The sequence below is a fragment of the Shewanella sp. TB7-MNA-CIBAN-0143 genome (assembly GCF_040310065.1).
Lineage (GTDB): Bacteria > Pseudomonadota > Gammaproteobacteria > Enterobacterales > Shewanellaceae > Shewanella.
On the sequence record NZ_JBEOPL010000016.1, the window covers coordinates 104,109 to 129,060 of the forward strand.

The window sequence follows — 24,952 nt, forward strand, 5'->3', positions numbered from 1 at the left end:
TTGATTGGTGTCATGCTTTATGTCACCTGCGTCAGGATGGTTTTCTCAACGTATCTGACGATTAAGCTGGTATATTATCATTAGCCTAAAGTGGCTAAATGTTTATTTTTAGCCATAAACGGCTAAATCAGCCTGTGTGCTATCAATGCTCTTAGTCGTTATTAGCCAAAAATGGCTAAACTTGCATTATTAGCCATTTTTGGCTAAATTGGTCTAAGTCTGCAAACAAAGGAGCGTTATGTGGAGCCTACCAATAAACCTATAGCCGTGATTGTTGGCGATGTTGTTGACTCAACAAAGCTAACTTCTGCGCAGTTTGAGCAACTACTTAAACGGATCAAATCTATCCAGACATGGATTAGCGAGGGGCATAGCGAAAATGCGCACAGTATTGAGCGCGGTGATGAGTTTCAGTCTGTCGTGCATGATATTGAAAATGCGTTGAGATATACCGTTATATACCGGATTGGCATTAAGGCGCTTGGTAAAGAGTTTGATAGCCGGATTAGTTTTGCAATTGCTGCAAATGCTGATTTACGTGAGTCGGTGTCGGAGTCGATGGGGCAAGCATTTGTGCTGTCTGGCCGCGGACTCAGTGGCCTTAAGAATGACCGATTATTGTTTAGCTCCGATAGCATCGCTCTTACTGAGTATTTTGACTTACTGTTTAAGTATCTTGATAAGCAACTTAACGACTTAACTGCGCGCCAATGTGAAGTGATGTTGCCAATGCTTCGAACCAATGAGGATTTGTCGATTAGTGAGTTAGCTAACATGCTCGATGTGGCTACAGCCACTGTCAGCAAGTCACTTAAAGCGTCTGGTTGGCCGTTGATCCATGAGTTAAATTGTCGGTTTATAAAGAAAGTCGCGGGGCTCAAGTATGTTTGATTTTTTCAGCGTGCTCATTCCATTTTTACTAATTCACACCATCTGTGACTTTTATCTTCAGACCGATCGGTGGGTAGAAGCTAAAAAAGCTCGCACTTACCGTTCACCTGAGTTGTACCTTCACGCGACTTTACAGGGTGTTGCATTATTACTGCCTGCAATGGCACTAGGAATTGATTGGCGTTCAACGGTTTGCTTAATCGTTATTGTCGCGGTAAGTCATTTTATTATCGATTTATGGAAGGTCACTACACCAAAGGGAGATAAGTTAGCCTACTTTGTTATTGATCAGGCTTTGCATGTTTCAGTACTGGCTGCGATTGCTTTTCATGTTGCAGATGGCGCATCGATTGATGCAGTGTTACAGCATGAACGTTTCTCTGATGGCGTGTTGGTGGTGTTTGCTTATGTACTCATTCTAAAGCCAACTTCAATTGTGATTGGCGCTGTGTTGAATAAGTATCCCATCGTTAACTCAGCAATGGATACTGACACAGACGCCGTTACCGACACCGATGGTGTTGCAGAACTTGTTAGTGATAAGACAGCAAATGTGAGCGGCCTTGTTGCGGGTGGCGAGTTGATTGGTTACCTAGAGCGATTATTAATACTGACGTTTATGTTGGTGGGCAGCTATGCCGCAGTGGGTTTTGTATTAGCCGCTAAGTCGATATTCAGATTTGGTGAGTTAAATCAATCAGCCAACCGAAGCATGACTGAATATGTACTGATTGGCTCACTGATCTCTGTGGTCATCACAACCTTAATTGGGGCGCTAGTCTCATTGGGTGTAGGTATAAAATTTAAGTGAAAAAACCATAAAAAAAGGCCTCTATATCAATAGAGGCCCAATAATCTTATTCAGATTTAAACTGATACCTTTAATCAGCCTTTATCCCCATTCCCATAGCAGATAGAGGCTGAGTAAAGTCACCAAGCATTGAGTAGACATTTGATTGCGACTCAAAGCCATCAACCAAACAACGCCAAAGTGTGTACCAAAAATCGATAACGTCAGTTAGATATAAGTTATTAAAACGGGGGGATGTTTCCGACGTTACCTATCACATGATTGTGCTTAACCTCAACCATTCTGACAATATAAAAACACCAAACTGCGACACAATGTCGCAGGCTACTGACTTGAATTTATAAAGATTGTTAACTACTGGTTAGCATTTATCGATGTATACCATGGTGTTGCACTTATTCATTGCTGATTCATTTGTGGGCAGCGGCTTTTGTTGTTATTGATGTGAGTTTTTGGTGCTGATGAAAGCGTATTCAGATCAAAAGTGAAAAAGTCTGCCGCGATATTTGCTTAATTAGCACTACATTTTATAAGGGTATAAGCATACATTGATGGCTCGATAATGAGTCGTTAGCCATTGCTGAGTTGATTTTAAACTCACTCAGACGATGTGTAATAACGCGCCTGGGGATAATACCAATTTATGAAAATAGCACTATTTATACCGTGTCTAGTGAATCAAATGATGCCAGATGTGGCCATTGCAACACTGACATTATTAGAAAAGTTAGGCCATGAAGTCATATTTCCTGCTGGGCAAACCTGTTGTGGTCAGCCGATGACAAACTCGGGTTGCTTTGATGAAGCAAAAAACACCACCCTTAAATTACTCAACGCTTTTAAAGGTGTCGATTGTGATGCCATTGTGTGTCCTGCTGCCAGTTGTCTGGTGGCGGCTAAAGAAAACTTCCATGAGTTTGATGGCAGCCAAGAAGCCCAAGAGGTCATCGGTAAGCTTTATGAGTTAACGGAGTTTTTGCACGATATTGCCCCGATTAAAGCTTTTGCCCGCCCTGTAGCGGCCAAAATAAGCATGCAAATGAGCTGTCATGGTATTCGTATGCTTAATTTAGCGACGCCGACAGAGCAAATGGGTAAACAACGCTTTAATAAAGTGGAAGCGGTATTGGGTAACATTGCCGGGCTCGAGATTGTCTATCCTGCTCGTATTGATGAATGTTGTGGTTTTGGCGGCACGTTTGCGGTTGATGAAGGCGCGGTGTCGGCCAAAATGGGTAAAGATAAAGCCCAAGCTCATGCGGCAACGGGTGCTAAGTATGTCGTGGGGTTTGACCCTTCATGCTTGCTGCATTTAGATGGCATGATCCGTCGTCAAAAATTACCGATTGAAACCCGTCACATTGCCCAAATCATTAATGATGCTTTATAGGAGCCACTATGACCGAACTATATACCGCATCGGGTTCTAAGGTGCATGCCCATAAAGCTGATATTTTTTGTCGCGATGAAACCCGAGTTGATTGGCATTCTAAAGCCCTGTGGGCATTACGTGAAAAACGTGATCGCGCTGCAGGCAGTTTGCCTGAATGGGAACAACTAAGGCTGCTTGGCTCGCAACTCAAACTGCATACTTTGAGCCATTTAGCCCAGTACCTTGAGCAATTTGAACAACAATGCTTGAGTAATGGCATTAAGGTGCATTGGGCTAGCGATGCCCAGCAACACAATGAAATTGTTCATGGGATTTTAGCGAAACATAAGGTTAAAAAACTGGTTAAATCAAAATCGATGTTAACCGAAGAATGCCACATGAATCCGTATTTAGAACGCCACGGCATTGAAGTGGTTGATACCGATTTAGGTGAACGAATTATTCAGCTCGCCAATATGCCACCATCGCATATTGTGGTGCCCGCTATACACATGAAAAAAGAGGAAGTAGGCGAGTTATTTCATCAACAGTTAGGCACTAAAGCGGGTGAGTCTGATCCGCTGTATTTAACCCGTGCTGCTCGCGCGCATTTAAGAGAGAAATTCCTTACTGCCGATGCTGCCATGACCGGTGTCAATATGGCGATAGCAGACCAAGGTGCAATTGTTGTGTGTACCAACGAAGGTAATGCAGACATGGGCGCTAACTTGCCTAAGTTGCAATTGCACTCAATGGGCATCGATAAAGTGGTCCCTGATATGGATTCTGTTGGGGTGTTGTTGCGTACATTAGCCCGCAATGCCACTGGGCAACCTATCACCACTTATTCATCGTTTTACCGCGGTCCACAAGAGGGCGGCGAGATGCATGTGATCATTGTTGATAATGGTCGCACTGAGATGATGAAAGACAAAATTTTAGCTGAATCATTAAAGTGTATTCGTTGCGGCGGCTGTTTAAATACCTGTCCTGTGTATCGCCGTTCAGGCGGTTATAGCTACAACTACACGATTCCTGGTCCTATTGGTATTGCGGTAGGTGCTAAGCATGACGATACCAACTCTATTCCTTGGGCCTGTACGTTATGTGGCAGTTGTACTTATGTGTGCCCAACGATGGTGCCGTTGGATAAAATTATTGCCCATCATCGTCGTTTGAAAGCAGAAGCTAAGAGGTTGCCGTATGGCAAAGGTGGCTATATGCCGCTAGTAGGCCGTTTTATGGCCAATGAAACCTTAATGAATACCTCTATGTCTGCAGCAAGATTAGCACTGCGAGTATTACCGGGGAGTTTACTCAAGCCGTTTAGTGGTGCATGGGGTAAATATCGCGAGTTGCCTGTCGCACCAGAGTCTAGCTTTGCCAGCTGGTATAATAAGAATCGGAGTCGTTAATATGTCGAATAAACACACTATTTTATCTGCACTAAAGCAATCGGCTTTGGCTCAACATGCCATGCCAGCCATGGATGTTATTGCTAACAATGATGATCTTGTTGGCCAATTTAATGCAAGTTTGAACACAGTAGCGGGCACGCTGCATAGTGAAGGCGGTTTAGCAGCGTTACAACAGGCAGTAGATGAATTGATCCAACAAAATATGCAGGTAATCTCGTTATTGGACGGTATTAAAGGTAATCGCCAAGTGCCTGAGACCGCTCACGATCTGGCTGATATTGACTATGCCGTGATCCCTGGCGATCTTGGTGTAGCCGAAAACGGCGCTATTTGGGTTAATCAACCCAGTCATCGAGTGACGCCTTTTATTTGTGAAAACCTGATATTGGCGTTGGCTAAAGACAATATTGTCGCCAACATGCACCAAGCGGTTAAACAAGTGGCACTACAACCAGGCGAATTAGGATTATTTATTGCGGGTCCGTCTAAAACCGCTGATATTGAGCAAGCATTAGTGGTGGGGGCTCATGGTGCCTGTAGTTTAAATGTGTACTTATACTAATGGTTAGTGACTAGCGGTTAGTTGCTTGTGTTGTCATTGATTGAGTGTGTCAGTCGATGGCATCACGCTAAACTATAGCAATATTAATCGCACCACTTAGGTTAGAGTAATCTGCTATTAATCAGAACGTTCAGTTTCAAATTCAAATTCAAACTAAAATTCCAATTAAAATTCAACTTCGAATGTAGATTCGAATGTAGATTTAACTTTCACTTCAAACTCTAAGCATCTAAGCATCTAAGCATCTAAGCATCTAAACATCTAAGCATCTAAACATCGAAAATCGAATCGAGTTAGAACAAGTCGAAGATAGTGGCAGCACGTTGCTGAATAAACTCAATAAACAATTTCACTTTTAAGGGTTGCTGGCGACGTTGATGATACAAAATACTGATCCGCCGATGCTCACCAGCCCAATCAGGTAACACAGGTACTAGCTCTTGATTCAATAGTTGTGGTTTAACAAATAATTCTGGTCCATATAAAATCCCGCCATCACCAACAGTTGCGCGTATTGCGCCGTGTAAATCCCCTAGGGTTAATTTAGCGGGTCCATCGTAATAATATTGTTCACCACTGTGATGTTTTAAGGTCCAGTTAAACAGCGGCCACACTTTAATTAACTGATAATCAACTAGCTGCTGCGGGTGGCGAAGTTCAATGAGTTGCTTGGCATACTCAGGTGATGCATACAGGCCGTAATTTAATACTCCCAACGATGTTGATACCCAAGATGAGTCTGGTTGTGCGCCACCGACAATGGCAACGTCGACTCCTTCATCTATCAAATCAATGGTGCTGTTATTTTGGGTGATGTGCAGTTGAATGTGCGGATGTTGTTTGGAAAAGTCATTGATGGCCTCAATTAATATCATCGAGGTTATCGAAACGGGTGTCGATATCCGTAAGGTACTTTGCGGCTCATTAATAGTTTGACCACAAATACGATCAAATTGCGCCACCACATTATAGTAACGGTCAAATAATGCCCCACCTTCTTCAGTTAATCGAAGTTTACGGGTGCTGCGCATTATCAACTGAGTATTGAGGCTTTGTTCTAATTTGCTAATTTTGCGGCTAACAGTGGCAATGGGCAACTTTAACTCTTGTGCTGCAGATGAAAAACCACCGGCATTAACGACATGGACAAACAAATGGATCAATTCAAGTTGGCAGGCTAAATGTTGGCTCATCAAGAGACCCTTATTGTATTTATTGCTCTATTTATTGTTGGATTAATCGATGTCTCAATCACTTTATAAAGAGGAGTGTAACCCAACATAGTGTGTACAGATAGCTGAGTAATCATCGAACCACAAAGGCGTGATGAGTTATACCGTGGTGGCTAATATTAGCATGGGCTGACTTAAGGTTTATTGAGTGGTGTCATAAATTGGTAATCGCTAACGCTTTATGATGAATTGGATTAATTGTCGACAAAAAGTGCCTTTTGGGGTTGTTATACGATTTAAAGGTGCTATATTGTCGACAACTTGTTTTGTGTAGCTGTTTTTTAATGTCAGTTTTTATTATCCAAGGTATGAATATGATCCAGCCGATTACTTCTGCAGATAAGACCTTTGTAGCCCTTAGAGACGATATAGTCGAAGGTCGTATTCAGGCCGGCTCTAAATTGAGCGAAACTGAATTGTCGACAAAGTATGCAGTGAGTAGAGCCGTGATCCGTGAAGCCATTAACCGTTTAGAGTCGTGTCATATTGTTGAGCGTAAAGCCAACGTAGGCGCTCGTGTGGTGGCGTTATCTCCGCAAGGCTTGATAGAGCTGTATCAAGTGCGTGAATCACTTGAAGGCATGGCGGCACGTTTAGCGGCAAAGAACATGACCGATGACGAAATTGCCGATTTAAACCGTTTATTACAATCTCACTTTGACGAGGTCAAAGGGGGCGAGTCTTATTATCAAGAAGCCGGTGATGTTGATTTTCATTATCGGATTATTTTAGGCAGTAAAAACAAACACCTAATTTCAATGCTGTTTGATGGCATTTATCATTTAGTGCGCATGTATCGCGTACAACTTGGCATGGCGGGTCCGCGTGTGACCACCGCTTATGATGAACACAAACACATTGTTCAGGCCATTTTAAATCGTGATGCAGAATTGGCTGAAATGCTGATGCGTCGCCATATTATGTATTCTAAAAATAATATCGAACACAAATTATCGTAATGTCTTGCGTGTGGCGTGTTACGCCCACGGTCATAATTGCATATAAGGAAAATATCATGAGCGCAGGTAAAAAATTTCGTCAAGCATTAGCTAACAACAAACCACTGCAAATTGTCGGTACCATTAATGCTTATGCCGCCATGATGGCAAAGCAAATTGGTCATCAAGCCATTTACTTGTCTGGTGGCGGTGTGGCTAACGCCTCTTATGGTTTACCCGACTTAGGCATGACATCACTCAATGATGTACTGGTTGATGTGCAACGAATTACTTCAGCCTGTGACTTACCTTTGCTGGTGGACATTGATACGGGTTGGGGCGGGGCATTTAACATTGCCAAAACCATTCGTGATATGGAAAAGGCTGGCGCAGCAGCGGTACACATGGAAGACCAAGTGGCGCAAAAGCGTTGTGGTCATCGTCCAAATAAAGAAATAGTTCCAGTAGAAGAAATGGTCGACCGCATTAAAGCGGCGGTTGATGCCCGTACCGACCCAGATTTTTTCATTATGGCGCGCACAGACTCGTTTGCTCAAGAAGGGTTAGAAGCCGCTATCGAGCGTGCTAAAGCGTACGTGGCAGCGGGTGCTGACGGTATTTTTGCTGAAGCAATTAAAACTGAAGAGCATTACCGCGCCTTTGCTGAAGCATTAGATGTGCCTATTTTGGCTAACATTACTGAGTTTGGCCAAACTGAATTATGGAATAAGCAACAATTAGGCGAGTGGGGCGCGGCAATGGTGTTGTACCCATTGAGTGCATTCCGTGCAATGAACAAAGCGGCTGAAAATGTTTACAGTGCTATTTTAACCGATGGCGACCAAAAAGCAGTGGTAGATATCATGCAAACGCGGATGGATTTATACGACTATTTGGGTTATCACGATTATGAACAAAAATTAGACAGTTTGTTTGCCGAAGGCAAAAATAAATAGCGGCCTCAGTACGACAGCAAGACTCGATTACAACTAAAATAACAATACCCTACAATCACGATTTAGCATGGCTAAATCGTGAAAAGCATAAGAAGGAAGATATCATGGTAGACAAGAAATTATCAGGCGCAGGATTACGCGGTCAGAGTGCTGGCGAAACAAAATTATGTACAGTCGGTAAATCAGGTTCAGGCCTAACGTACTGCGGTTACGATGTCTCTGATTTAGCCGATAACGCTACCTTTGAAGAAGTCGCTTATTTATTATTTAACGGCGAGTTACCAAACCAGGCTCAGCTAACTGCATATAAAGCAGAATTGAAAGCGCAGCGTGATTTACCTGATGCACTAAAAGCGGTATTAAAATTAATTCCTGCTGATGCTCATCCAATGGATGTTATGCGTACTGGTTGCTCGTTTTTAGGTAACCTTGAGCCAGAAGTCGATTTTACTCAGCAACACAAAGCGTCGAACCGCTTATTAGCCGCATTTCCGGCCATCATGTGTTTTTGGTACCGTTACACTCATGACGGTGTGGAAATTGATTGCACCACAGATGAAGATTCTCTGGGTGGACATTTTCTTAAACTGCTTCGCGGTGAAACGCCGTCAGCGCAACATCGCCGTGTAATGGATGTGTCGTTAATTTTGTATGCAGAGCATGAGTTCAACGCATCAACCTTTACCGCGCGTGTATGTGCTTCAACATTATCGGATATGTATTCTTGTGTTACTGGTGCGATTGGTTCATTACGTGGCCCGCTGCACGGTGGTGCTAATGAAGCGGCGATGGACATGATCCAAAAGTTCAGCTCGCCAGCCGATGCTAAAGTACAAATGGCATTGATGTTAGAACGCAAAGAAAAAATCATGGGCTTTGGTCATGCTATTTATAGCGAGTCTGATCCACGTAATGTGATTATTAAGAAGTGGTCTGAAAAGCTGGCCCATGAAAACGGTGACACCTCGCTATATGACATTTCTGTCGCGTGTGAAGAGTTTATGTGGGACACCAAAAAGTTATTCTGCAATGCAGATTTCTTCCATGCCTCTGCTTATCATTTTATGGGTATTCCAACTAAGTTATTTACGCCGATCTTCGTTTGTTCACGTTTAACCGGTTGGGCTGCACATGTAATGGAGCAGCGATCGAACAACCGCATTATTCGTCCAAGTGCAGATTATGTGGGCAGTGAGCCTCGTAAAGTGGCGCCTATTAGCCAACGTTAATCAGCATGCCGAGTCTTATTATAATGGCTCGGCTTTTTTCGATATAGATTAGCGCTTATTCCTTTCATATTTATTGTGGATGAAGTTATGAATACTCAATACCGTAAAGCCTTACCTGGCACCCAATTAGATTATTTTGACACCCAAGAGGCTGTAGATGCGATTGAAGCTGGAGCCTATGCCAAACTACCTTATTGTTCTCGTGTGTTTGCCGAGAACTTAGTCCGTCGCTGCTCACCTGACATGCTTACTGATTCGTTAAAGCAGCTGATTGAACGTAAAAATGACCTTGATTTTCCGTGGTATCCAGCCCGTGTGGTTTGTCATGATATTTTAGGCCAAACCGCATTAGTCGACTTAGCGGGTCTGCGTGATGCGATTGCTGAAAAAGGCGGTGACCCCTCAAAAGTGAACCCAGTAGTACCGACTCAATTGATTGTCGATCACTCGCTGGCTGTAGAGCATGCTGGTTTTGAAAAAGACGCGTTTGAGAAAAACCGCGCCATTGAAGACCGCCGTAATGAAGACCGTTTCCATTTCATCAATTGGACCAAAACGGCATTTAAAAACGTTGATGTTATCCAACCGGGTAACGGCATCATGCATCAAATTAACTTAGAGCGTATGTCGCCAGTGGTGCATGCTCAAAATGGTGTGGCGTTTCCTGACACCTTAGTGGGCACCGACAGTCATACACCTCATGTTGATGCGTTAGGCGTTATAGCCATTGGTGTGGGCGGTTTAGAAGCTGAAAGCGTCATGCTCGGCCGTGCATCTTATATGCGTTTACCGGAAATTGTTGGTGTTGAAGTAACGGGTAAGCCACAACCTGGCATTACTGCTACCGATATTGTTCTGGCGTTAACTGAATACTTGCGAGCGCAAAAAGTTGTGTCATCGTATCTTGAGTTTTATGGCGAAGGGACCACCCATTTAACCCTTGGCGATCGCGCTACTATTACTAACATGACGCCTGAATACGGCGCCACCGCGGCGATGTTTTATATCGATAAACAAACTATCGATTATCTAACGTTAACCGGTCGTGAAGATGCACAAGTTAAACTAGTTGAAACCTATGCCAAACAAGCGGGTTTATGGGCTGATACCTTAACTAATGCTGTGTATGAGCGAGTATTGCACTTTGACTTGTCATCTATTGGCCGTAACATTGCCGGCCCGTCTAATCCACACAGTCGGGTGCCGACATCTGAATTAGCGGCGCGTGGCATTAGTGGTGTGGTTGAAAACGAACCCGGTAAAATGCCCGATGGTGCAGTGATTATTGCCGCTATTACCAGTTGTACTAACACCAGTAACCCGCGCAACATGATTGCCGCAGGTCTATTGGCTCGCAATGCCAATGCCCGTGGTTTATTACGTAAACCTTGGGTGAAATCATCGCTTGCGCCTGGTTCTAAAGCGGTGCAATTGTATTTAGAAGAAGCAGGTTTATTGCCTGAGCTTGAAAACTTAGGTTTTGGTATTGTCGGTTTTGCCTGTACGACGTGTAACGGCATGAGCGGCGCGCTTGATCCGGTTATTCAACAAGAAGTGATTGATCGCGACTTATACGCTACCGCAGTGTTGTCGGGCAATCGTAACTTTGATGGCCGTATTCATCCTTATGCTAAACAAGCCTTTTTAGCATCACCACCTTTGGTCATTGCTTATGCCATTGCCGGTACGATTCGTTTTGATATTGAAAAAGATATCTTAGGTATCGATAACCAAGGTCAAGCTGTCACGTTAAAAGATATTTGGCCAACCGATGAAGAAATCGATGCAGTTGTTAAAGCAAGCGTTAAGCCTGAGCAATTCCGTAAAGTCTATGAGCCAATGTTCGACATTAAAGTCGAGTATGGCACTCATGTAAATCCGCAATATGATTGGCGTCCGCAAAGTACTTATATTCGCCGACCACCTTATTGGGACGGAGCTTTGGCGAGTGAGCGCACCATGAAAGGTATGCGTCCATTAGCAGTGCTTGGAGACAACATCACCACCGATCATTTATCGCCATCAAATGCGATTATGCTCGACAGTGCCGCAGGTGCATATTTACACAAAATGGGCTTACCAGAAGCAGACTTTAACTCTTATGCCACTCACCGTGGCGATCACTTAACTGCGCAGCGTGCCACCTTTGCTAACCCTAAACTGTTTAACGAAATGGTGCAGGAAAACGGCAAGGTTAAGCAAGGATCATTGGCGCGCATAGAGCCTGAAGGCCAAGTCACTCGCATGTGGGAAGCGATTGAAACCTATATGGAACGTAAGCAACCACTGATTATTATTGCTGGTGCAGACTATGGCCAAGGTTCGTCACGTGACTGGGCGGCAAAAGGCGTGCGTCTTGCTGGGGTTGAAGTGATTGTTGCTGAAGGCTTTGAGCGTATTCACCGTACTAACTTAGTCGGTATGGGTGTGCTACCGCTAGAGTTCACTGCAGGCCATAATCGACATACTTATCATATCGATGGCACGGAAACCTATGATGTTGTAGGTGATCGTAATCCGGGCGCAATGTTAAATGTGATTATGACTCGTAAAAATGGTGAGCAAGTGACCATTCCGGTTAAGTGTCGTGTTGACACTGGCGAAGAGTTGTCAATTTATGAAGCTGGCGGTGTATTACAACGTTTTGCTCAGGACTTTTTAGCCAACGAAACTAATTAACCATAATTCGGGGTAATAAGTGAGTGTTGGTTTGGCAATAACCTAGTGTTAGTGCCTTACTTAATCGGCAGTTTATAAGCTTATTGATGGGCTGCCGCTTTGGTCTTTTGTTATTTTAGGAATATGTGATGGCTCATTTACCACAAATGAAAATTCCAGCGACTTATATGCGCGGCGGCACCAGTAAAGGGGTGTTTTTCAGCCTGACTGACTTGCCTGCAGCCGCTCAAGTGGCTGGTGCAGCTCGTGATGCAATATTATTGCGGGTTATTGGCAGTCCCGATCCTTACGGTAAACACACCGATGGTATGGGCGGAGCAACGTCAAGTACCAGTAAAACGGTTATCTTATCCAAAAGTACTCAAGCTGATCACGATGTTGATTATTTATTTGGTCAAGTATCGATTGATAAGCCGTTTGTTGATTGGAGCGGCAACTGCGGTAATTTAACCGCGGCGGTCGGTTCATTTGCCATTAGTAATGGTTTAATCGATCCAAGCCGAGTGCCTGAAAATGGCACCGCAATTGTGCGTATTTGGCAAGCCAATATTCATAAAACCATTATTGCTCATGTCCCTATTACCAACGGTGAAGTACAAGAAACCGGTGATTTTGAACTTGATGGTGTGACGTTTCCCGCAGCTGAAGTGCAAGTGGAGTTTTTAGATCCTGCCGACGGTGATGGCGCTATGTTTCCTACAGGTAACGTGGTCGATGCACTTGACGTACCAGGCGTCGGGACCTTTAACGCCACCATGATTAATGCGGGCATTCCAACCATTTTTATTAATGCAGCCGATATTCAGTATCAAGGTACTGAGTTGCAAGATGACATTAATAATGACGATAAAGCCTTAGCCATGTTTGAAACTATTCGGGCTTATGGTGCAGTAAAAATGGGCTTAATCAACCATATTGATGAAGCGGCTGCTCGTCAACATACCCCTAAAGTGGCTTTTGTTGCGCCTGCTGCGGGTTATATTTCATCCAGTGGCAAAGCGGTTAATACTGACGATATCGATCTGGTCGTGCGGGCCCTTTCTATGGGTAAACTGCATCATGCGATGATGGGCACAGCAGCAGTGGCCATTGGCACTGCCGCGGCGATTCCTGGCACATTAGTTAATTTGGCTGCTGGCGGTGGTGAGCTGAGTGCGGTTCGTTTTGGTCATCCATCTGGCACGCTACGCGTGGGTGCTCAAGCGGTGTTAGTGCAAGGTCAATGGCAAGTTAAAAAGGCTATTATGAGCCGAAGTGCGCGAGTATTAATGGAAGGTAAGGTGAGCATTCCACAATAATCACGTTATGTATATGTTATAAATAAAACCTCAGCTTTTGCTGAGGTTTTTGTTTATACGGGATTAATAGATAAAAAAAACAATTGATTAGCGTTTAAACTTATATTGTCTTTTGCTTATGTAAATCAGATGTTTATCCCAAAAATACCCAAAAGATATAAAATGTGATATTGGTCAAAAAAAGCCTTGATCCTATTGTTAAATTAGTATGTTATATGCTGAATTTTGTCAGCTGCTTTTTACGGGTTCAGACATATAAGCATCATGTAATTATGATGTAATAAAAGGAAATATCAGTAGGTTTTATCGATTAATAGAAGATTGATTAATCACAATAGATTAATCATCAATTGATGATTTGGCTGATTAAGTTGTTATAAAACAGTCGAGTTGAATGCATTTAGAGCACGATATTAACGTGAGTCGCATTGCTTATTTTAAGTTAGTCATTGGCAATGATAGCAATACAAAAGGAAACAATTATGGTTGAACACATTACAGGCATGCTGGCATTAATCGGTGTGTTATCGCTTTTGTGTCAATGGGTTGGTTGGAAGTTACGTCTGCCAGCAATTTTACCACTTTTATTATGTGGTTTACTGTTAGGGCCAGGATTAGGAATATTAGACCCAGATGAAATCTTTGGTGATTTATTGTTTCCTATTATTTCGTTAGGTGTTGCGGTCATCCTGTTTGAAGGTGCGCTGACACTTAACTTTAAAGAAATTAAAGAACATGGACGAATGGTGACCCACCTTGTCACCATCGGCGCATTTATTACCTGGGCTTGCATTGCACCTGCGGCGCATTATTTGCTTGGCTTTGACTGGGCAATTGCCATGTTATTTGGCGCATTAGTGGTGGTGACAGGTCCAACCGTTATTGTGCCTATGTTGCGTACGGTGCAACCTAAATCAAATTTAGCCAGTATATTACGCTGGGAAGGCATCGTTATTGATCCTATCGGTGCGTTACTTGCTGTATTGGTATTTGAATATATCGCCGTTACAGCCGACCCAACCACACACGTATTGAATGCATTAGGCTTAACCTTAGTGCTTGGTTTTGGCTTAGGTGCAGCAGGCGGTTACTTAACGGGTTTAGCTATCCGTAAAAACTTGTTCCCGCATTACTTACGCAACACCGCAGTATTAACCATTATGCTGGGTATTTTTGTTGGTTCGAACATTTTACAAGAAGAGTCTGGCCTGTTAACGGTAACGGTAATGGGTATTTGGTTAGCAAACATGCGCGGCGTTGATATTGCTGACATTTTAGAATTTAAAGAAACCCTAACTGTACTACTGATTTCTGCGTTGTTTATTTTGTTGGCGGCACGTCTGGATTCTGGCGCCATGCTTGATCTAGGACTTGGTGGTGTCGGGGTGCTTTTAGTAGCGATGTTTATTGCTCGTCCACTCAGTATTTGGATTTCAGGCTTAGGCACCAATTTGTCGTCTAATGACAAGTGGTTTTTAAGTTGGGTTGCGCCTCGCGGTATTGTTGCAGCGGCTATTTCATCATTATTTGCCATAAAACTTGAAACAGTTGGCTTAGAAGGTGCCAGTTCAATTGTACCGTTAGTATTCTTAATTATTATTGGTACGGTGGTGATTCAAAGCTTAACTGCCGGTCGTTGGGCTAAGTTTTTAGGCGTGAAAGAGGGCTCTAATCAAGGAGTGTTAATCTTTGGTGCGTCTAAATTCTCGCGTGAATTAGCTTCTATTTTAATTTCGAAAAATATTAAGGTGATTCTAGCGGATAACAACTGGGATAGCATTCGCCAAGCGCGCATGGACAATATTCCGGTGTATTTTGGTAACCCAGCGTCAGAGCATGCATCTAATTTCATGGACTTAAGTGGTATTGGTCGAGTGCTTGTGATGTCGCCATACCGTCAATTAAATCCGTTGGTGACGTTTCACTTTCAAGATTTAATGGGCACCGAAAAAGTCTATGGTTTAAACAACGCTGACAGCGCCAGTGCTCGTCATCAGTTGTCTGAATCTTATCTCAAGCGCTTATGTTTATTTGGTGAGAATATATCTTACGCCAAAATTGCCAGTTTAATGGCTAAAGGCGCAGTATTGAAAATTACCAATATTACTGAAAACTTTACCTATGACCATTTCAAAAAACGTTATGGTGATACAGCTATGCCATTGGTTTATTTAACTAAAGAAGGCAAGGTTAAAGTCATATCTGGTGTTGAAACGATAGTGTTACCAGTGGGTATAGAGTTAATAAGCTTATTGCCACAAGAAGCGCAAGACCAAGCTGTTATTCAGCGAGCATTAGATGACGAAGCCGACCGCCAAGCTAAAATAGCCGCCGAAGCAGAAGCAAAAGTGGCCGCTGAAGCAAGAGCTGTTCGCGAAGCACAAGAAGCCGAGCAACGCACTATTGAAAAAGCACGCCGTAAAGAAGAAGAGCTAGCGCTATTTGAACAACAAGAAAAAGCCCGCTTATTAGCTGATGAAGAGGCTGCATTAGTGAAGCAAGAAACAGCTATTCTAGCCAAAGAGTTAGCCGCACAAGAGAAGGCTAAACAAGCTGCAAGCGCTGCAACCGAGCCGAGTGATGCAGAGACTGCAACCGACGAAGAAAAGCCACAGCAATCGAGCGATGCTAAAACGGTGTAAATGTTAGCGCTTAGGCGTTAACGGTTTGGTGTCGATATTTGAAATAGCAGTAATAAAAAAGGGCTTAGCAATTTATTGCTAAGCCCTTTTTTATTACTTCATGAAGCGTAAAACTTATCTGAGGAAGAAACCTCTAGTAAATTACTTAGCTAACGTGGCCAGAACCACTTCATGGTGATCTTTAGTTTTGAATTTATTCAACACATGGCTGATTTTGCCATCAGTACCGACGATAAAACTTAAGCGATGAATGCCATCGTAAATTTTACCCATAAATTTTTTCTCTCCCCATACGCCAAAACCATCAGCAACCGCATGGTCTTCATCACTGAGTAACGTGAAGTTGAGTTGTTGTTTGTCGGCAAATTTGGCCAGTTTAGCCACAGGATCTGGGCTAATGCCGAATACTGTCACCTTCAAACCATCAAGTTGTGTTTTGATATCGCGCAGGCCTTGTGCTTGCACTGTGCAACCAGGAGTTGATGCTTTAGGGTAGAAATACACTAGCACAGGACCTTTAGACAAGGTGTCTTGCAGTGATACCGCTTCGCCTGCTTGATTTTGCAGAGTAAAATTTGGTGCAGTATCACCAACGTTTAATGTGTTCATGATTGATCCTTTATCAGATAAGATGCAAATATTACGTTATCAGCACGTACAAGGTTCACATCAACGAGAGGTGAACTGAGTAGTTATGGCGCGGCAATACCCTGCATGCGCTTGATGCTGCACTCTAGAGACATAGACTCGGCCAGTTCATGAATACCTTGTTCAAGCTTCAATAGGTTGATTTTATCAGGGATATTGATTGCTAATAAAATAGACTGAGTTTTAAGACTATCATTGTCATCCGCATGGGAGCGCACAGCTGCTAAGTCGAGGCCTCTTTCGGCCAAAAACTGGGTAATGCTCTTCATAGTTCCGCGTTGGTCTTCACCATTGAATATCACTTCAATACGAGACACAAAGTTTTTTGGGGTATGTTTGGACGTTCGCTTCATGACCGTCATGAGTTCAAGTTCTACACTCAGCACAGGCAATAAGCTTTCAATTTTTGTTATAGCTGACCAGGAGCCTGATATCATCATAATTAGGGTAAATTCATTACCAAATAATGCCATACGACTGTCGACTATATCGCAATCACAATCACTTGCTAAACGCGCTAAACGACTCACTAATCCTGGGCGGTCTGCGCCCATTGCCGTAACGACCAGATAATTGGTCATGGATTTTCCTCACTTTTTGATATCTTAGAGCGAAAACTTATGCCGAAGCATGTCAGTTTTGGTGCGGGTGTTAATGCTATCATTTTTCACTAAAACACCTCAATATAGTAACCTATATCACTCACATAAATGTGATTATTTTTTAGCGCTATGGCTTCAAAGATGCTAGGTTACGCTGCATTAAATAGCATAAATGACTTATTTCAGATTATGGTTACCGTAGAGCTTGTCATTAGTGGTTGGCATCAGTAACATAGCGAATCCTGAAACCGTGGGGAAGATAGATGATAAACGGAAGCATCGTAGCCTTAATCACACCAATGAATAGTGATGGCACAGTAGATTATGCAAGTCTTGAAAGACTTGTTGAGTTCCATATTGAACAAGGTACTGATGCCATTGTCGCGGTCGGTACTACAGGCGAGTCTGCAACTCTGCCTATGACAGAGCATGCGGCTGTTGTCAGCCAAACTGTTAAGTTTGCATCAGGTCGTATTCCTGTGATTGGTGGTAATGGCGCCAATGCCACTGCAGAAGCGATTGAGTTAACCAAATCAATGCAAAAATCGGGTGTTGTTGCCATGCTTGGCGTGACTCCTTATTACAATAAACCGTCGCCTAAGGGATTAATTGCCCATTATACGGCGGTTGCTGCAAGTACTGATATTCCTCAAATTCTTTATAATGTACCAGGCCGTACTGCTGTTGATATGAAACCAGAAACTGTGGCTGAATTATCAAGTGTCAGTAATATTATTGGTGTAAAAGAAGCCACCGGTGATTTAAGCCGTGTTGCGCGTTTACGTGAACTTTGTGGTGAAGACTTTTTACTTTATAGCGGCGATGATGCCACAGCACGTGAGTTTTTATTGCTGGGCGGTAATGGCGTGATTTCAGTGGCAAATAATATTGTTCCACATGCGTTTAAAGCCATGTGTGATGCTGCATTAGCCAAAAATGCACAATTAGCTGAATCAATCGATCAACCATTAACGGGTATTTATCGCTCGTTATTTTGTGAAGCCAACCCAATTCCAGTGAAATGGGCTGTTCATCGAATGGGTTTGATAGCTAATGGTCATATTCGTTTACCTTTAACTGAACTTTCTGAGCAGTTTCATGGTCTGTTAATAGAAACAATGAAACAAGCTCATATTGAGGTAAAATAAATTCATGTTAAAGAAAGTCACTCCGTTACTCCTTGTTGCAGCTGTATCAGCTTGCAGTACGCCATTAGATCGCCGTCAGGCCAATGGTAATGATGATTTCGTTAATGCTGAAACTACGCCATTATTGACGATCCCACAGGGCTTGAATACGCCTACTTATAGCAAAGAATATGACATACCTGCTGTTGGTAATAACGTTAACAAGCAGCTTGTAGGCAAGAATCTTGATATCCGTGCGCCATTGCAAGTATTGCCAATGGCTGAAGGCACACACATCGAAGAAAGCAGTGATAGTATTCGTGTGGTGATTGAATCGATTGAAAGTACTACTGATTTAAAACAAGAAATTTTTGATGTCATTGATGGTTATCTAAGCAAAAATAACATCGCTGTTCGTAGCGAAGACCTTAGCGCTGGTTTTATTGAAACAGATTGGATTGAAAATGATGAAATCATTGAATCTAATTGGTGGGGCAGTGACAAGGTTTATCAACTGCGTCAGCGTTATCGTTACCAAGTTGATGTGAAACCACATGGCCGTTCTGGTTCTGTGTCGATTGATTTGGTTGAGCATCAAGAGTTTTACGATGATAAAGATCAGAAAATTTTATTAAGCGGTGAAGACAAACGTCGTTATACCACTGATATGCTAAATAATGCTATTGCTTATATGAGCATTAAACGTGATCAATCTATCCGTGCTGCACGAATTGAGCAAAGCCTTGGTATTAAAGTTGATTTAGTCACTAACGCTACTGAATCTGCTTATTGGTTAGCCGAAGCAAACTATAAGTCGGTATGGGATCGTTTACGCCTAGTATTACCGGAAATGGGTTTTGATGTTGTTGATACTGATAACAGCAAAGGCCTGTTTTATATTAATTTAGAAGAAAGCGGTGGTTTCTGGAGCTCTTTGTGGAGCGAAGAAAAATTGTCATTGAAAAAAGGCAATTATCGTTTACTGCTTAAAGAAACTGATGATGCTAATCAGACTAAAATATTACTGCATGATGTAGAAGACAAACCGTTATCGGATGAGTCTATTACCGAAGTGTACAAAATTATCTCTGATCTAATGCAAGAAGACCGTAAAGTCCGTTAAGGTTTATGGTTTGGTAATTAAGCAGGAAAGAGACGCATCGAGCGTCTCTTTTTATTTTGCTCATTTGCAAGTTACCATTTTTATTCTATTCAATAGGACGCTATTCAGCACCTATCAACCCAGTTTGAATTATCCATTTCAAGTAGTATCCCTAACATACAGGCTTTATTGTTGAGCAATAACAATATTAGGCAGTACAAATTTATAGCCGTTATCCCTGGCAACATATGCCCCGATTGAATCTGAAGCCAAACTCGATTTGTCACAGCATGTGTCGAACAGTTTGGGTTTTCATTGTTTAAATATTCAAATAATGCGTATAAATAACCAAATATGCATAAATCACGCTAAAAATGTGAATAAAATGCATATTTACCAAGGGTGAACTATTTGTTTAATCTGTTCGTAATTTGTAAGCAAAAGTAAAACAACTTGATGTGGATTTATTGCTAAGTACAATCACATTAAATAGAAAATCATATATATAATTCATGCAACCTTTGATGGTTACGGACTCGAAATGAAAAAGATAATCGTACTGATCGCCATAGTGCTAGCTGCACTGTCGGCTTACTATTTACTGTCTCCTAAAGAAGCGATAGTTCAACGTCCAAGACCCATACCTAATGTTGTGGTTGCCAAGGTGGCGATTATGCCTATTCGTGATGAAGTCGAAGCATTGGGTACGGGTAAAGCCTATGAGTCTATTATCGTTACATCCAAAATCACTGAAATTGTCACTAGTATTAATTTCAACGATGGCGATTTAGTTGAAAAAGGGGCGTTATTAGTACAACTGAGAAATGATGAACATAAAGCAAAAGTAGCCGTAACCGAAATTAAGTTAGTTGAAAATCTACGTGAATTAGATCGTATTCGTACATTGGTCACCAGCAAAACGATTGCTGAATTAGAGCGTGACCGCTTACAAAGTTTAATTGATACCACTCGTGCAGAAGTTGCGCAGGCTAAAGCTGCGCTAGAAGACCGCGCAATTAAAGCACCATTTTCAGGTAAATTAGGTTTACGCCAAGTGAGTGTGGGTAGCTTAGTGACCCCAGGTGAGCAAATTAGTACCCTAGACGATGTGAGTAAAATTAAATTAGATTTTTCTGTGCCAGAGCGTTTTATTCAAGAATTACAACCAGGCAAACTCGTTGAAGCCAAAGCGGTTGCGTATCCCGACCAGATATTTAAAGGCGTTGTTACTTCGATTGATAGCCGCGTTAACCCAGATACTCGAGCGGTAGTGGTACGCGCGGTAATGCCTAATGATGATTTTAAGATACTGCCCGGCATGTTGATGAAAGTGCGCCTTATTAAGCAAAGTCGTGAAGCATTACTATTACCTGAAGCCGCAATTATTCCTATTCAAAATAAGCATTTTGTTTATGTAGTAAATGCTGAAAATGTTGTTGAACAGCAGCAGGTAACTTTAGGCAGCCGGACTCGTGGCTGGGTTGAAATAACCGACGGGCTTAAGGTTGATCAACAAGTGATTATTCGCGGTATTTTAAAAGTTCGACCAGGAGATAAAGTTCAGGTTGAGCAAGCAGAAAACTTTAAGTTTGCGCAAGTAGAAGGCATGGAGACGTCAGCATGATATTAACTGACTTATCGGTTAAACGGCCTGTTTTTGCATCTGTTATTAGTATCTTATTGATTGTTTTAGGCTTGGTATCATTCGATAAATTACCCTTGCGGGAATATCCAAATATCGATCCACCAATTGTGTCGGTCGAGACCAGTTACCGTGGCGCCAGTGCTTCTGTGGTTGAAAGTCGAATCACTCAACTTATCGAAGATAGGATAAGTGGTGTTGAAGGCATCCGTCATATAAGTTCGTCAAGCAGTGATGGCCGTTCAAGCGTTACCATTGAATTTGATATTAATCGAGATATCGAAGCCGCGACCAATGATGTTCGTGATCGTATTTCAGGTTTATTAGAACAGCTTCCTGAAGAAGCTGATGCTCCCTCAATTTACAAAGCTAACGGCAGTGATGAAGTCATTATGTGGCTCAATTTGGTGTCCGACCAAATGGATATCTTGCAGCTGACTGATTACGCAAATCGTTATTTAGTGGATAGATTTTCAGTTATCGATGGTGTGTCAACGTTACGTTTAGGTGGCGGCAAAGTGTATGCGCTGCGAATTTGGATCGATCGCCAAGCATTAGCATCGCGCAACCTAACGGTATCTGATGTCGAAGCTGCATTACGTTCTGAAAACGTTGAGTTACCAGCGGGTTCTATTGAATCCAAAGAACGTCATTTTACCGTGCGTCTGGACAGGGTATTTAAAACGGCGGAAGATTTTTCTAACTTGGTGATCATGCAGGGCGATGATGGTTATTTAGTTAAATTAAGCGATGTTGCCAAGGTAGAAATCGGCTCCGAGGAAGAGCGGATTATTTTCCGAGGTAACAAAGAGGCAATGATTGGTTTAGGGGTCAGCAAGCAATCTACCGCTAACACCCTTGAAGTGGCACGCGCTGCTAATGCGTTGGTAGACAAACTTAACCCCACATTGCCAGCAGGCATGGAGATTAAACGCTCATACGACAGCTCGGTGTTTATTGAAGCTTCTATTGATGAGGTTTATCAAACACTGTTTATCGCCATGGTGTTAGTGATTATTGTTATTTACTTGTTTTTAGGCTCGGTGAGGGCGATGTTAATTCCAGCCATCACTGTGCCCGTATCCTTAATGGGGACGTTTATAGTGCTATATGCACTAGGGTATACCATCAACTTACTGACCCTATTAGCGATGATCCTGGCGATTGGTATGGTGGTTGATGATGCCATTGTGATGTTAGAGAATATTCATCGACGGATTGAAGAAGGTGATTCTCCGCTTAAAGCAGCCTTTCTAGGTGCGCGTGAAGTGGGTTTTGCCATCGTGGCAACGACTTTGGTACTGGTAGCTGTATTTATGCCTATTACCTTCTTAGAGGGCGATTTAGGCAAGCTGTTTAAAGAATTTGCTGTCACCATGAGTGCGGCTGTGATTTTTTCCAGTATTGTGGCGTTAACATTAAGTCCGATGATGTGCTCAAAGTTATTAAAGCCTGCAACACAAGATCCTTGGCTGGTTAAACAAATAGATAAAATGATGAGCAAGATATCGGGCTGGTATTTGATAAGCTTGCAAGCAGGGGTTAAGCGACCTGTATTAGTGTCATTAATCGTATTAATCTCGTTTGCATTAAGTGGTTTTTTATTGAATAAAATTCCTCAAGAATTTGCTCCACAAGAAGACCGTGGCTCGATGTTTTTAATGGTCAATGGACCTCAAGGTGCCAGCTTTGAATACATCGAAAAATACATGGATGAAGTTGAAGGCCGCTTAATGCCTTTGGTTGAAAGTGGCGATATTAAGCGCTTATTGATCCGCGCTCCTCGTGGCTTTGGCACCGCATCAGACTTTTCTAACGGTATGGCTATTATCGTTTTGGAAGATTGGGCTGAACGTCGCAGTGCCAATGAAATTATTGTCGATATCCGTAATCGTCTATCAGATTTAGCCGGTATTCGTGCATTCCCGATAATGCGCCAAGCCTTTGGTCGCGGTGTGGGTAAACCAGTGCAGTTTGTGATTGGTGGCCCAAGCTACGAAGAACTGGCTGATTGGCGTGACATTATGCTCGAGAAAGCCAAAGAAAATCATAAACTCATTGGTTTAGATCACGATTACCAAGAAACCAAGCCTCAGTTAAGAGTGGTGATTGACCGTGAACGTGCAGCAGATTTAGGGGTATCAATTGCGCATATTGGCCGAACATTAGAGTCGATGCTTGGATCGCGCTTGGTGACAACCTTTATGCGCGATGGTGAAGAGTATGATGTGATTGTCGAAGGTAATCGTGACAATCAAAGTACTGCTACGGATATGCAGAATCTTTACGTTCGTTCGGATCGTTCGCAAGAACTGATCCCGTTATCGAACTTAGTCTCGATTGAAGAGTTTGCCGATGCCAGCTCGTTAAATCGTTACAATCGTATGCGTGCTATTACCTTAGAGGCCAATTTGGCCGATGATTATACTCTGGGTGAAGCGTTAGATTATCTCAATGATCTTGCTACAACTTATTTGCCTGCAGAAGCGGTGATAAGTTATAAAGGGCCATCGTTAGATTACCAAGAGTCGGGTAACTCGATGAACTTTGTGTTCTTACTCGCATTAGGTATTGTATTTTTGGTGCTTGCAGCTCAGTTTGAAAGCTATATTCATCCTATGGTGATCATGTTAACCGTTCCGTTAGCAACGTTAGGGGCGTTAATTGGGTTATGGTTTACCGGTCAGAGTATTAATATTTACAGTCAAATTGGCATTATCATGCTGGTTGGTTTGGCGGCTAAAAACGGTATTTTAATCGTTGAGTTTGCCAATCAATTACGAGACCGTGGTGTTGAATTTCAACAAGCGATTTTGCAGGCTTCGACTCAACGATTACGACCTATTCTAATGACCGGTATTACGACTGCGGCAGGGGCTATTCCATTAGTGTTATCCAGTGGTGCAGGGGCTGAAACTCGTTTTGTTATTGGTGTCGTGGTGTTATCAGGCATTTTACTGGCAACCTTCTTTACCTTAATCGTTATTCCTGTTGCTTATAGCTTGTTTGCTCGTAATAGCAGCTCACCAGAAGCGGTCGCTAAGCAGTTAGAGATAGAGTTAAAAGAAGGCTAATCACGTTTAGCATTGATTCGTTATCCTTGATTCGTAATCACTGATACAACCTGAAATCAGGATATATAAAAAAGCCAGTCATTGAAGTGACTGGCTTTTTTGTTTCAATTATTTACGAGGAGCAAACTTGGCTTTATCGAGGCATTTAAACTGAAAACGGAATGGCAGCGCTGGAGTTAATTACTAATGGAATAAGTATTATTATGCCGTTTCATCTAGCAGTGCAAAGTTCAAAGTGCAAAGTACCGTTTAGCCAACTACCTAAGGGCGCAGAATAAGGCAGGTCGCTGTAGCGGTAGCGAGTAACTTACCTGTTTCAGTGGTTAAAGTGCCTTCAGATATGCCTAACGATTTTGATAAGTTCATTAAGCTCCCTTTGGCGATCAATCGCTGGTTTTGTGGCACAGGCCGAACCATTTTAATGTTCAAATCAATGGTTGAATAACTGACACCTGCAGGGAGTGATGAATGAACCGCGCAGGCTGTTACTGTGTCCATGACTGTCGCTGCAAAGCCACCGTGTACGCCGCCCATCGGGTTTAAATGACGATCATCTGCATGGGCTTCAAATGTTACTGCGCCTTCACTGACCTCGATAGCTTTCATCGGTATGGTTTGCGTTATTGACGGGGCAGGTATGTCGCCATTAAGCATGGCTTGCATCAGTTGTAATCCGGTGAGTTGTTTCATTATTATCCTTGAGCGATAGCATCAATTTTTAGCGATAAA

At 42.6% G+C, this 24,952-nt stretch carries 19 protein-coding genes; 15 read left to right on the forward strand and 4 right to left on the reverse strand.

Annotated features, from left to right (window positions below):
• The first annotated feature begins 240 nt into the window (after positions 1–240).
• From AAEY97_RS14200 to AAEY97_RS14220, 5 genes are all read left to right on the forward strand, one after another.
• On the forward strand, positions 241–891 hold the full coding sequence (locus AAEY97_RS14200; RefSeq protein WP_350979257.1) for a hypothetical protein: 651 nt from the start codon (positions 241–243) through the stop codon (positions 889–891).
• The gene (locus tag AAEY97_RS14205; RefSeq protein ID WP_350979258.1) at positions 884–1,702 is read left to right on the forward strand and encodes a DUF3307 domain-containing protein; all 819 of its coding nucleotides are present in this window, start codon (positions 884–886) and stop codon (positions 1,700–1,702) included. The genes AAEY97_RS14200 and AAEY97_RS14205 overlap by 8 nt, the downstream gene beginning before the upstream one ends.
• Positions 1,703–2,345: 643 nt before the next feature.
• Positions 2,346–3,092: a (Fe-S)-binding protein gene (locus tag AAEY97_RS14210; RefSeq protein WP_350979259.1), complete on the forward strand. Its 747-nt coding sequence runs from the start codon at positions 2,346–2,348 to the stop codon at positions 3,090–3,092.
• A gap of 8 nt (positions 3,093–3,100) precedes the next feature.
• A complete protein-coding gene (locus AAEY97_RS14215) occupies positions 3,101–4,489 on the forward strand; it encodes a lactate utilization protein B (RefSeq protein WP_011637317.1) in 1,389 nt (462 codons plus the stop codon).
• 1 nt (position 4,490) lies between these two features.
• Complete coding sequence (locus AAEY97_RS14220; protein WP_182745340.1) at positions 4,491–5,054, forward strand: LutC/YkgG family protein; 564 nt, start codon at positions 4,491–4,493, stop codon at positions 5,052–5,054.
• A gap of 293 nt (positions 5,055–5,347) precedes the next feature.
• On the opposite strand, the gene AAEY97_RS14225 is transcribed toward AAEY97_RS14220, so the two are convergent.
• Positions 5,348–6,247: a LysR family transcriptional regulator gene (locus tag AAEY97_RS14225; protein WP_101088422.1), complete on the reverse strand. Its 900-nt coding sequence runs from the start codon at positions 6,245–6,247 to the stop codon at positions 5,348–5,350.
• Positions 6,248–6,600: 353 nt separating this feature from the next.
• Here AAEY97_RS14225 and AAEY97_RS14230 point away from each other — a divergent pair, with 353 nt between their 5' ends.
• From AAEY97_RS14230 to AAEY97_RS14255, 6 genes are all read left to right on the forward strand, one after another.
• Positions 6,601–7,245, forward strand: a complete 645-nt coding sequence (locus AAEY97_RS14230; protein ID WP_392342035.1) for a GntR family transcriptional regulator — start codon at positions 6,601–6,603, stop codon at positions 7,243–7,245.
• Between the two features lie 56 nt (positions 7,246–7,301).
• A complete protein-coding gene (gene prpB / locus AAEY97_RS14235) occupies positions 7,302–8,180 on the forward strand; it encodes a methylisocitrate lyase (protein WP_350999530.1) in 879 nt (292 codons plus the stop codon).
• Between the two features lie 104 nt (positions 8,181–8,284).
• Positions 8,285–9,409, forward strand: a complete 1,125-nt coding sequence (prpC, locus tag AAEY97_RS14240; RefSeq protein ID WP_011637322.1) for a bifunctional 2-methylcitrate synthase/citrate synthase — start codon at positions 8,285–8,287, stop codon at positions 9,407–9,409.
• An 87-nt stretch (positions 9,410–9,496) separates the two neighbouring features.
• The gene (gene acnD, locus AAEY97_RS14245; RefSeq protein WP_335692121.1) at positions 9,497–12,088 is read left to right on the forward strand and encodes a Fe/S-dependent 2-methylisocitrate dehydratase AcnD; all 2,592 of its coding nucleotides are present in this window, start codon (positions 9,497–9,499) and stop codon (positions 12,086–12,088) included.
• 128 nt (positions 12,089–12,216) lie between these two features.
• The gene (gene prpF, locus AAEY97_RS14250; protein ID WP_101088419.1) at positions 12,217–13,386 is read left to right on the forward strand and encodes a 2-methylaconitate cis-trans isomerase PrpF; all 1,170 of its coding nucleotides are present in this window, start codon (positions 12,217–12,219) and stop codon (positions 13,384–13,386) included.
• Between the two features lie 482 nt (positions 13,387–13,868).
• Complete coding sequence (locus AAEY97_RS14255; protein WP_350999535.1) at positions 13,869–16,028, forward strand: cation:proton antiporter domain-containing protein; 2,160 nt, start codon at positions 13,869–13,871, stop codon at positions 16,026–16,028.
• Between the two features lie 141 nt (positions 16,029–16,169).
• On the opposite strand, the gene bcp is transcribed toward AAEY97_RS14255, so the two are convergent.
• The gene (bcp, locus tag AAEY97_RS14260) at positions 16,170–16,637 is read right to left on the reverse strand and encodes a thioredoxin-dependent thiol peroxidase (protein ID WP_101088417.1); all 468 of its coding nucleotides are present in this window, start codon (positions 16,635–16,637) and stop codon (positions 16,170–16,172) included.
• A gap of 83 nt (positions 16,638–16,720) precedes the next feature.
• Entirely contained in the window at positions 16,721–17,257 is a 537-nt protein-coding gene (locus AAEY97_RS14265; RefSeq protein ID WP_101088416.1) for a glycine cleavage system transcriptional repressor, read from the reverse strand.
• Positions 17,258–17,541: 284 nt separating this feature from the next.
• Here AAEY97_RS14265 and dapA point away from each other — a divergent pair, with 284 nt between their 5' ends.
• The 4 genes from dapA to AAEY97_RS14285 all read left to right on the forward strand — a co-directional run bounded on the left by dapA (position 17,542) and on the right by AAEY97_RS14285 (position 24,223).
• Complete coding sequence (gene dapA / locus AAEY97_RS14270; protein ID WP_101088415.1) at positions 17,542–18,426, forward strand: 4-hydroxy-tetrahydrodipicolinate synthase; 885 nt, start codon at positions 17,542–17,544, stop codon at positions 18,424–18,426.
• Between the two features lie 4 nt (positions 18,427–18,430).
• Positions 18,431–19,528 carry an NlpB/DapX family lipoprotein gene (gene bamC, locus AAEY97_RS14275; RefSeq protein WP_101088414.1) on the forward strand — a complete coding sequence of 366 codons (1,098 nt, stop codon included), beginning with the start codon at positions 18,431–18,433 and terminating at the stop codon, positions 19,526–19,528.
• Positions 19,529–20,048: 520 nt separating this feature from the next.
• On the forward strand, positions 20,049–21,131 hold the full coding sequence (locus AAEY97_RS14280; protein ID WP_101088413.1) for an efflux RND transporter periplasmic adaptor subunit: 1,083 nt from the start codon (positions 20,049–20,051) through the stop codon (positions 21,129–21,131).
• The gene (locus AAEY97_RS14285) at positions 21,128–24,223 is read left to right on the forward strand and encodes an efflux RND transporter permease subunit (RefSeq protein WP_162023019.1); all 3,096 of its coding nucleotides are present in this window, start codon (positions 21,128–21,130) and stop codon (positions 24,221–24,223) included. Before AAEY97_RS14280 ends, AAEY97_RS14285 begins: the two co-directional genes overlap by 4 nt.
• A gap of 261 nt (positions 24,224–24,484) precedes the next feature.
• Here the strand turns inward: AAEY97_RS14285 and AAEY97_RS14290 are convergent, their stop codons facing one another.
• On the reverse strand, positions 24,485–24,919 hold the full coding sequence (locus AAEY97_RS14290; protein WP_350999561.1) for a PaaI family thioesterase: 435 nt from the start codon (positions 24,917–24,919) through the stop codon (positions 24,485–24,487).
• Positions 24,920–24,952: the final 33 nt, after the last annotated feature.

What these genes read in the sequence shown, in the direction of transcription:
- AAEY97_RS14205 (WP_350979258.1), top strand. Translation starts at nt 884, where the DNA reads ATGTTTGATTTTTTCAGCGTGCTCATTCCATTTTTACTAATTCACACC.
- AAEY97_RS14210 (WP_350979259.1), top strand. Translation starts at nt 2,346, where the DNA reads ATGAAAATAGCACTATTTATACCGTGTCTAGTGAATCAAATGATGCCA.
- AAEY97_RS14215 (WP_011637317.1), top strand. Translation starts at nt 3,101, where the DNA reads ATGACCGAACTATATACCGCATCGGGTTCTAAGGTGCATGCCCATAAA.
- AAEY97_RS14220 (WP_182745340.1), top strand. Translation starts at nt 4,491, where the DNA reads ATGTCGAATAAACACACTATTTTATCTGCACTAAAGCAATCGGCTTTG.
- AAEY97_RS14225 (WP_101088422.1), bottom strand. Translation starts at nt 6,247, where the DNA reads ATGAGCCAACATTTAGCCTGCCAACTTGAATTGATCCATTTGTTTGTC.
- AAEY97_RS14230 (WP_392342035.1), top strand. Translation starts at nt 6,601, where the DNA reads ATGATCCAGCCGATTACTTCTGCAGATAAGACCTTTGTAGCCCTTAGA.
- prpB (WP_350999530.1), top strand. Translation starts at nt 7,302, where the DNA reads ATGAGCGCAGGTAAAAAATTTCGTCAAGCATTAGCTAACAACAAACCA.
- prpC (WP_011637322.1), top strand. Translation starts at nt 8,285, where the DNA reads ATGGTAGACAAGAAATTATCAGGCGCAGGATTACGCGGTCAGAGTGCT.
- acnD (WP_335692121.1), top strand. Translation starts at nt 9,497, where the DNA reads ATGAATACTCAATACCGTAAAGCCTTACCTGGCACCCAATTAGATTAT.
- prpF (WP_101088419.1), top strand. Translation starts at nt 12,217, where the DNA reads ATGGCTCATTTACCACAAATGAAAATTCCAGCGACTTATATGCGCGGC.
- AAEY97_RS14255 (WP_350999535.1), top strand. Translation starts at nt 13,869, where the DNA reads ATGGTTGAACACATTACAGGCATGCTGGCATTAATCGGTGTGTTATCG.
- bcp (WP_101088417.1), bottom strand. Translation starts at nt 16,637, where the DNA reads ATGAACACATTAAACGTTGGTGATACTGCACCAAATTTTACTCTGCAA.
- AAEY97_RS14265 (WP_101088416.1), bottom strand. Translation starts at nt 17,257, where the DNA reads ATGACCAATTATCTGGTCGTTACGGCAATGGGCGCAGACCGCCCAGGA.
- dapA (WP_101088415.1), top strand. Translation starts at nt 17,542, where the DNA reads ATGATAAACGGAAGCATCGTAGCCTTAATCACACCAATGAATAGTGAT.
- bamC (WP_101088414.1), top strand. Translation starts at nt 18,431, where the DNA reads ATGTTAAAGAAAGTCACTCCGTTACTCCTTGTTGCAGCTGTATCAGCT.
- AAEY97_RS14280 (WP_101088413.1), top strand. Translation starts at nt 20,049, where the DNA reads ATGAAAAAGATAATCGTACTGATCGCCATAGTGCTAGCTGCACTGTCG.
- AAEY97_RS14285 (WP_162023019.1), top strand. Translation starts at nt 21,128, where the DNA reads ATGATATTAACTGACTTATCGGTTAAACGGCCTGTTTTTGCATCTGTT.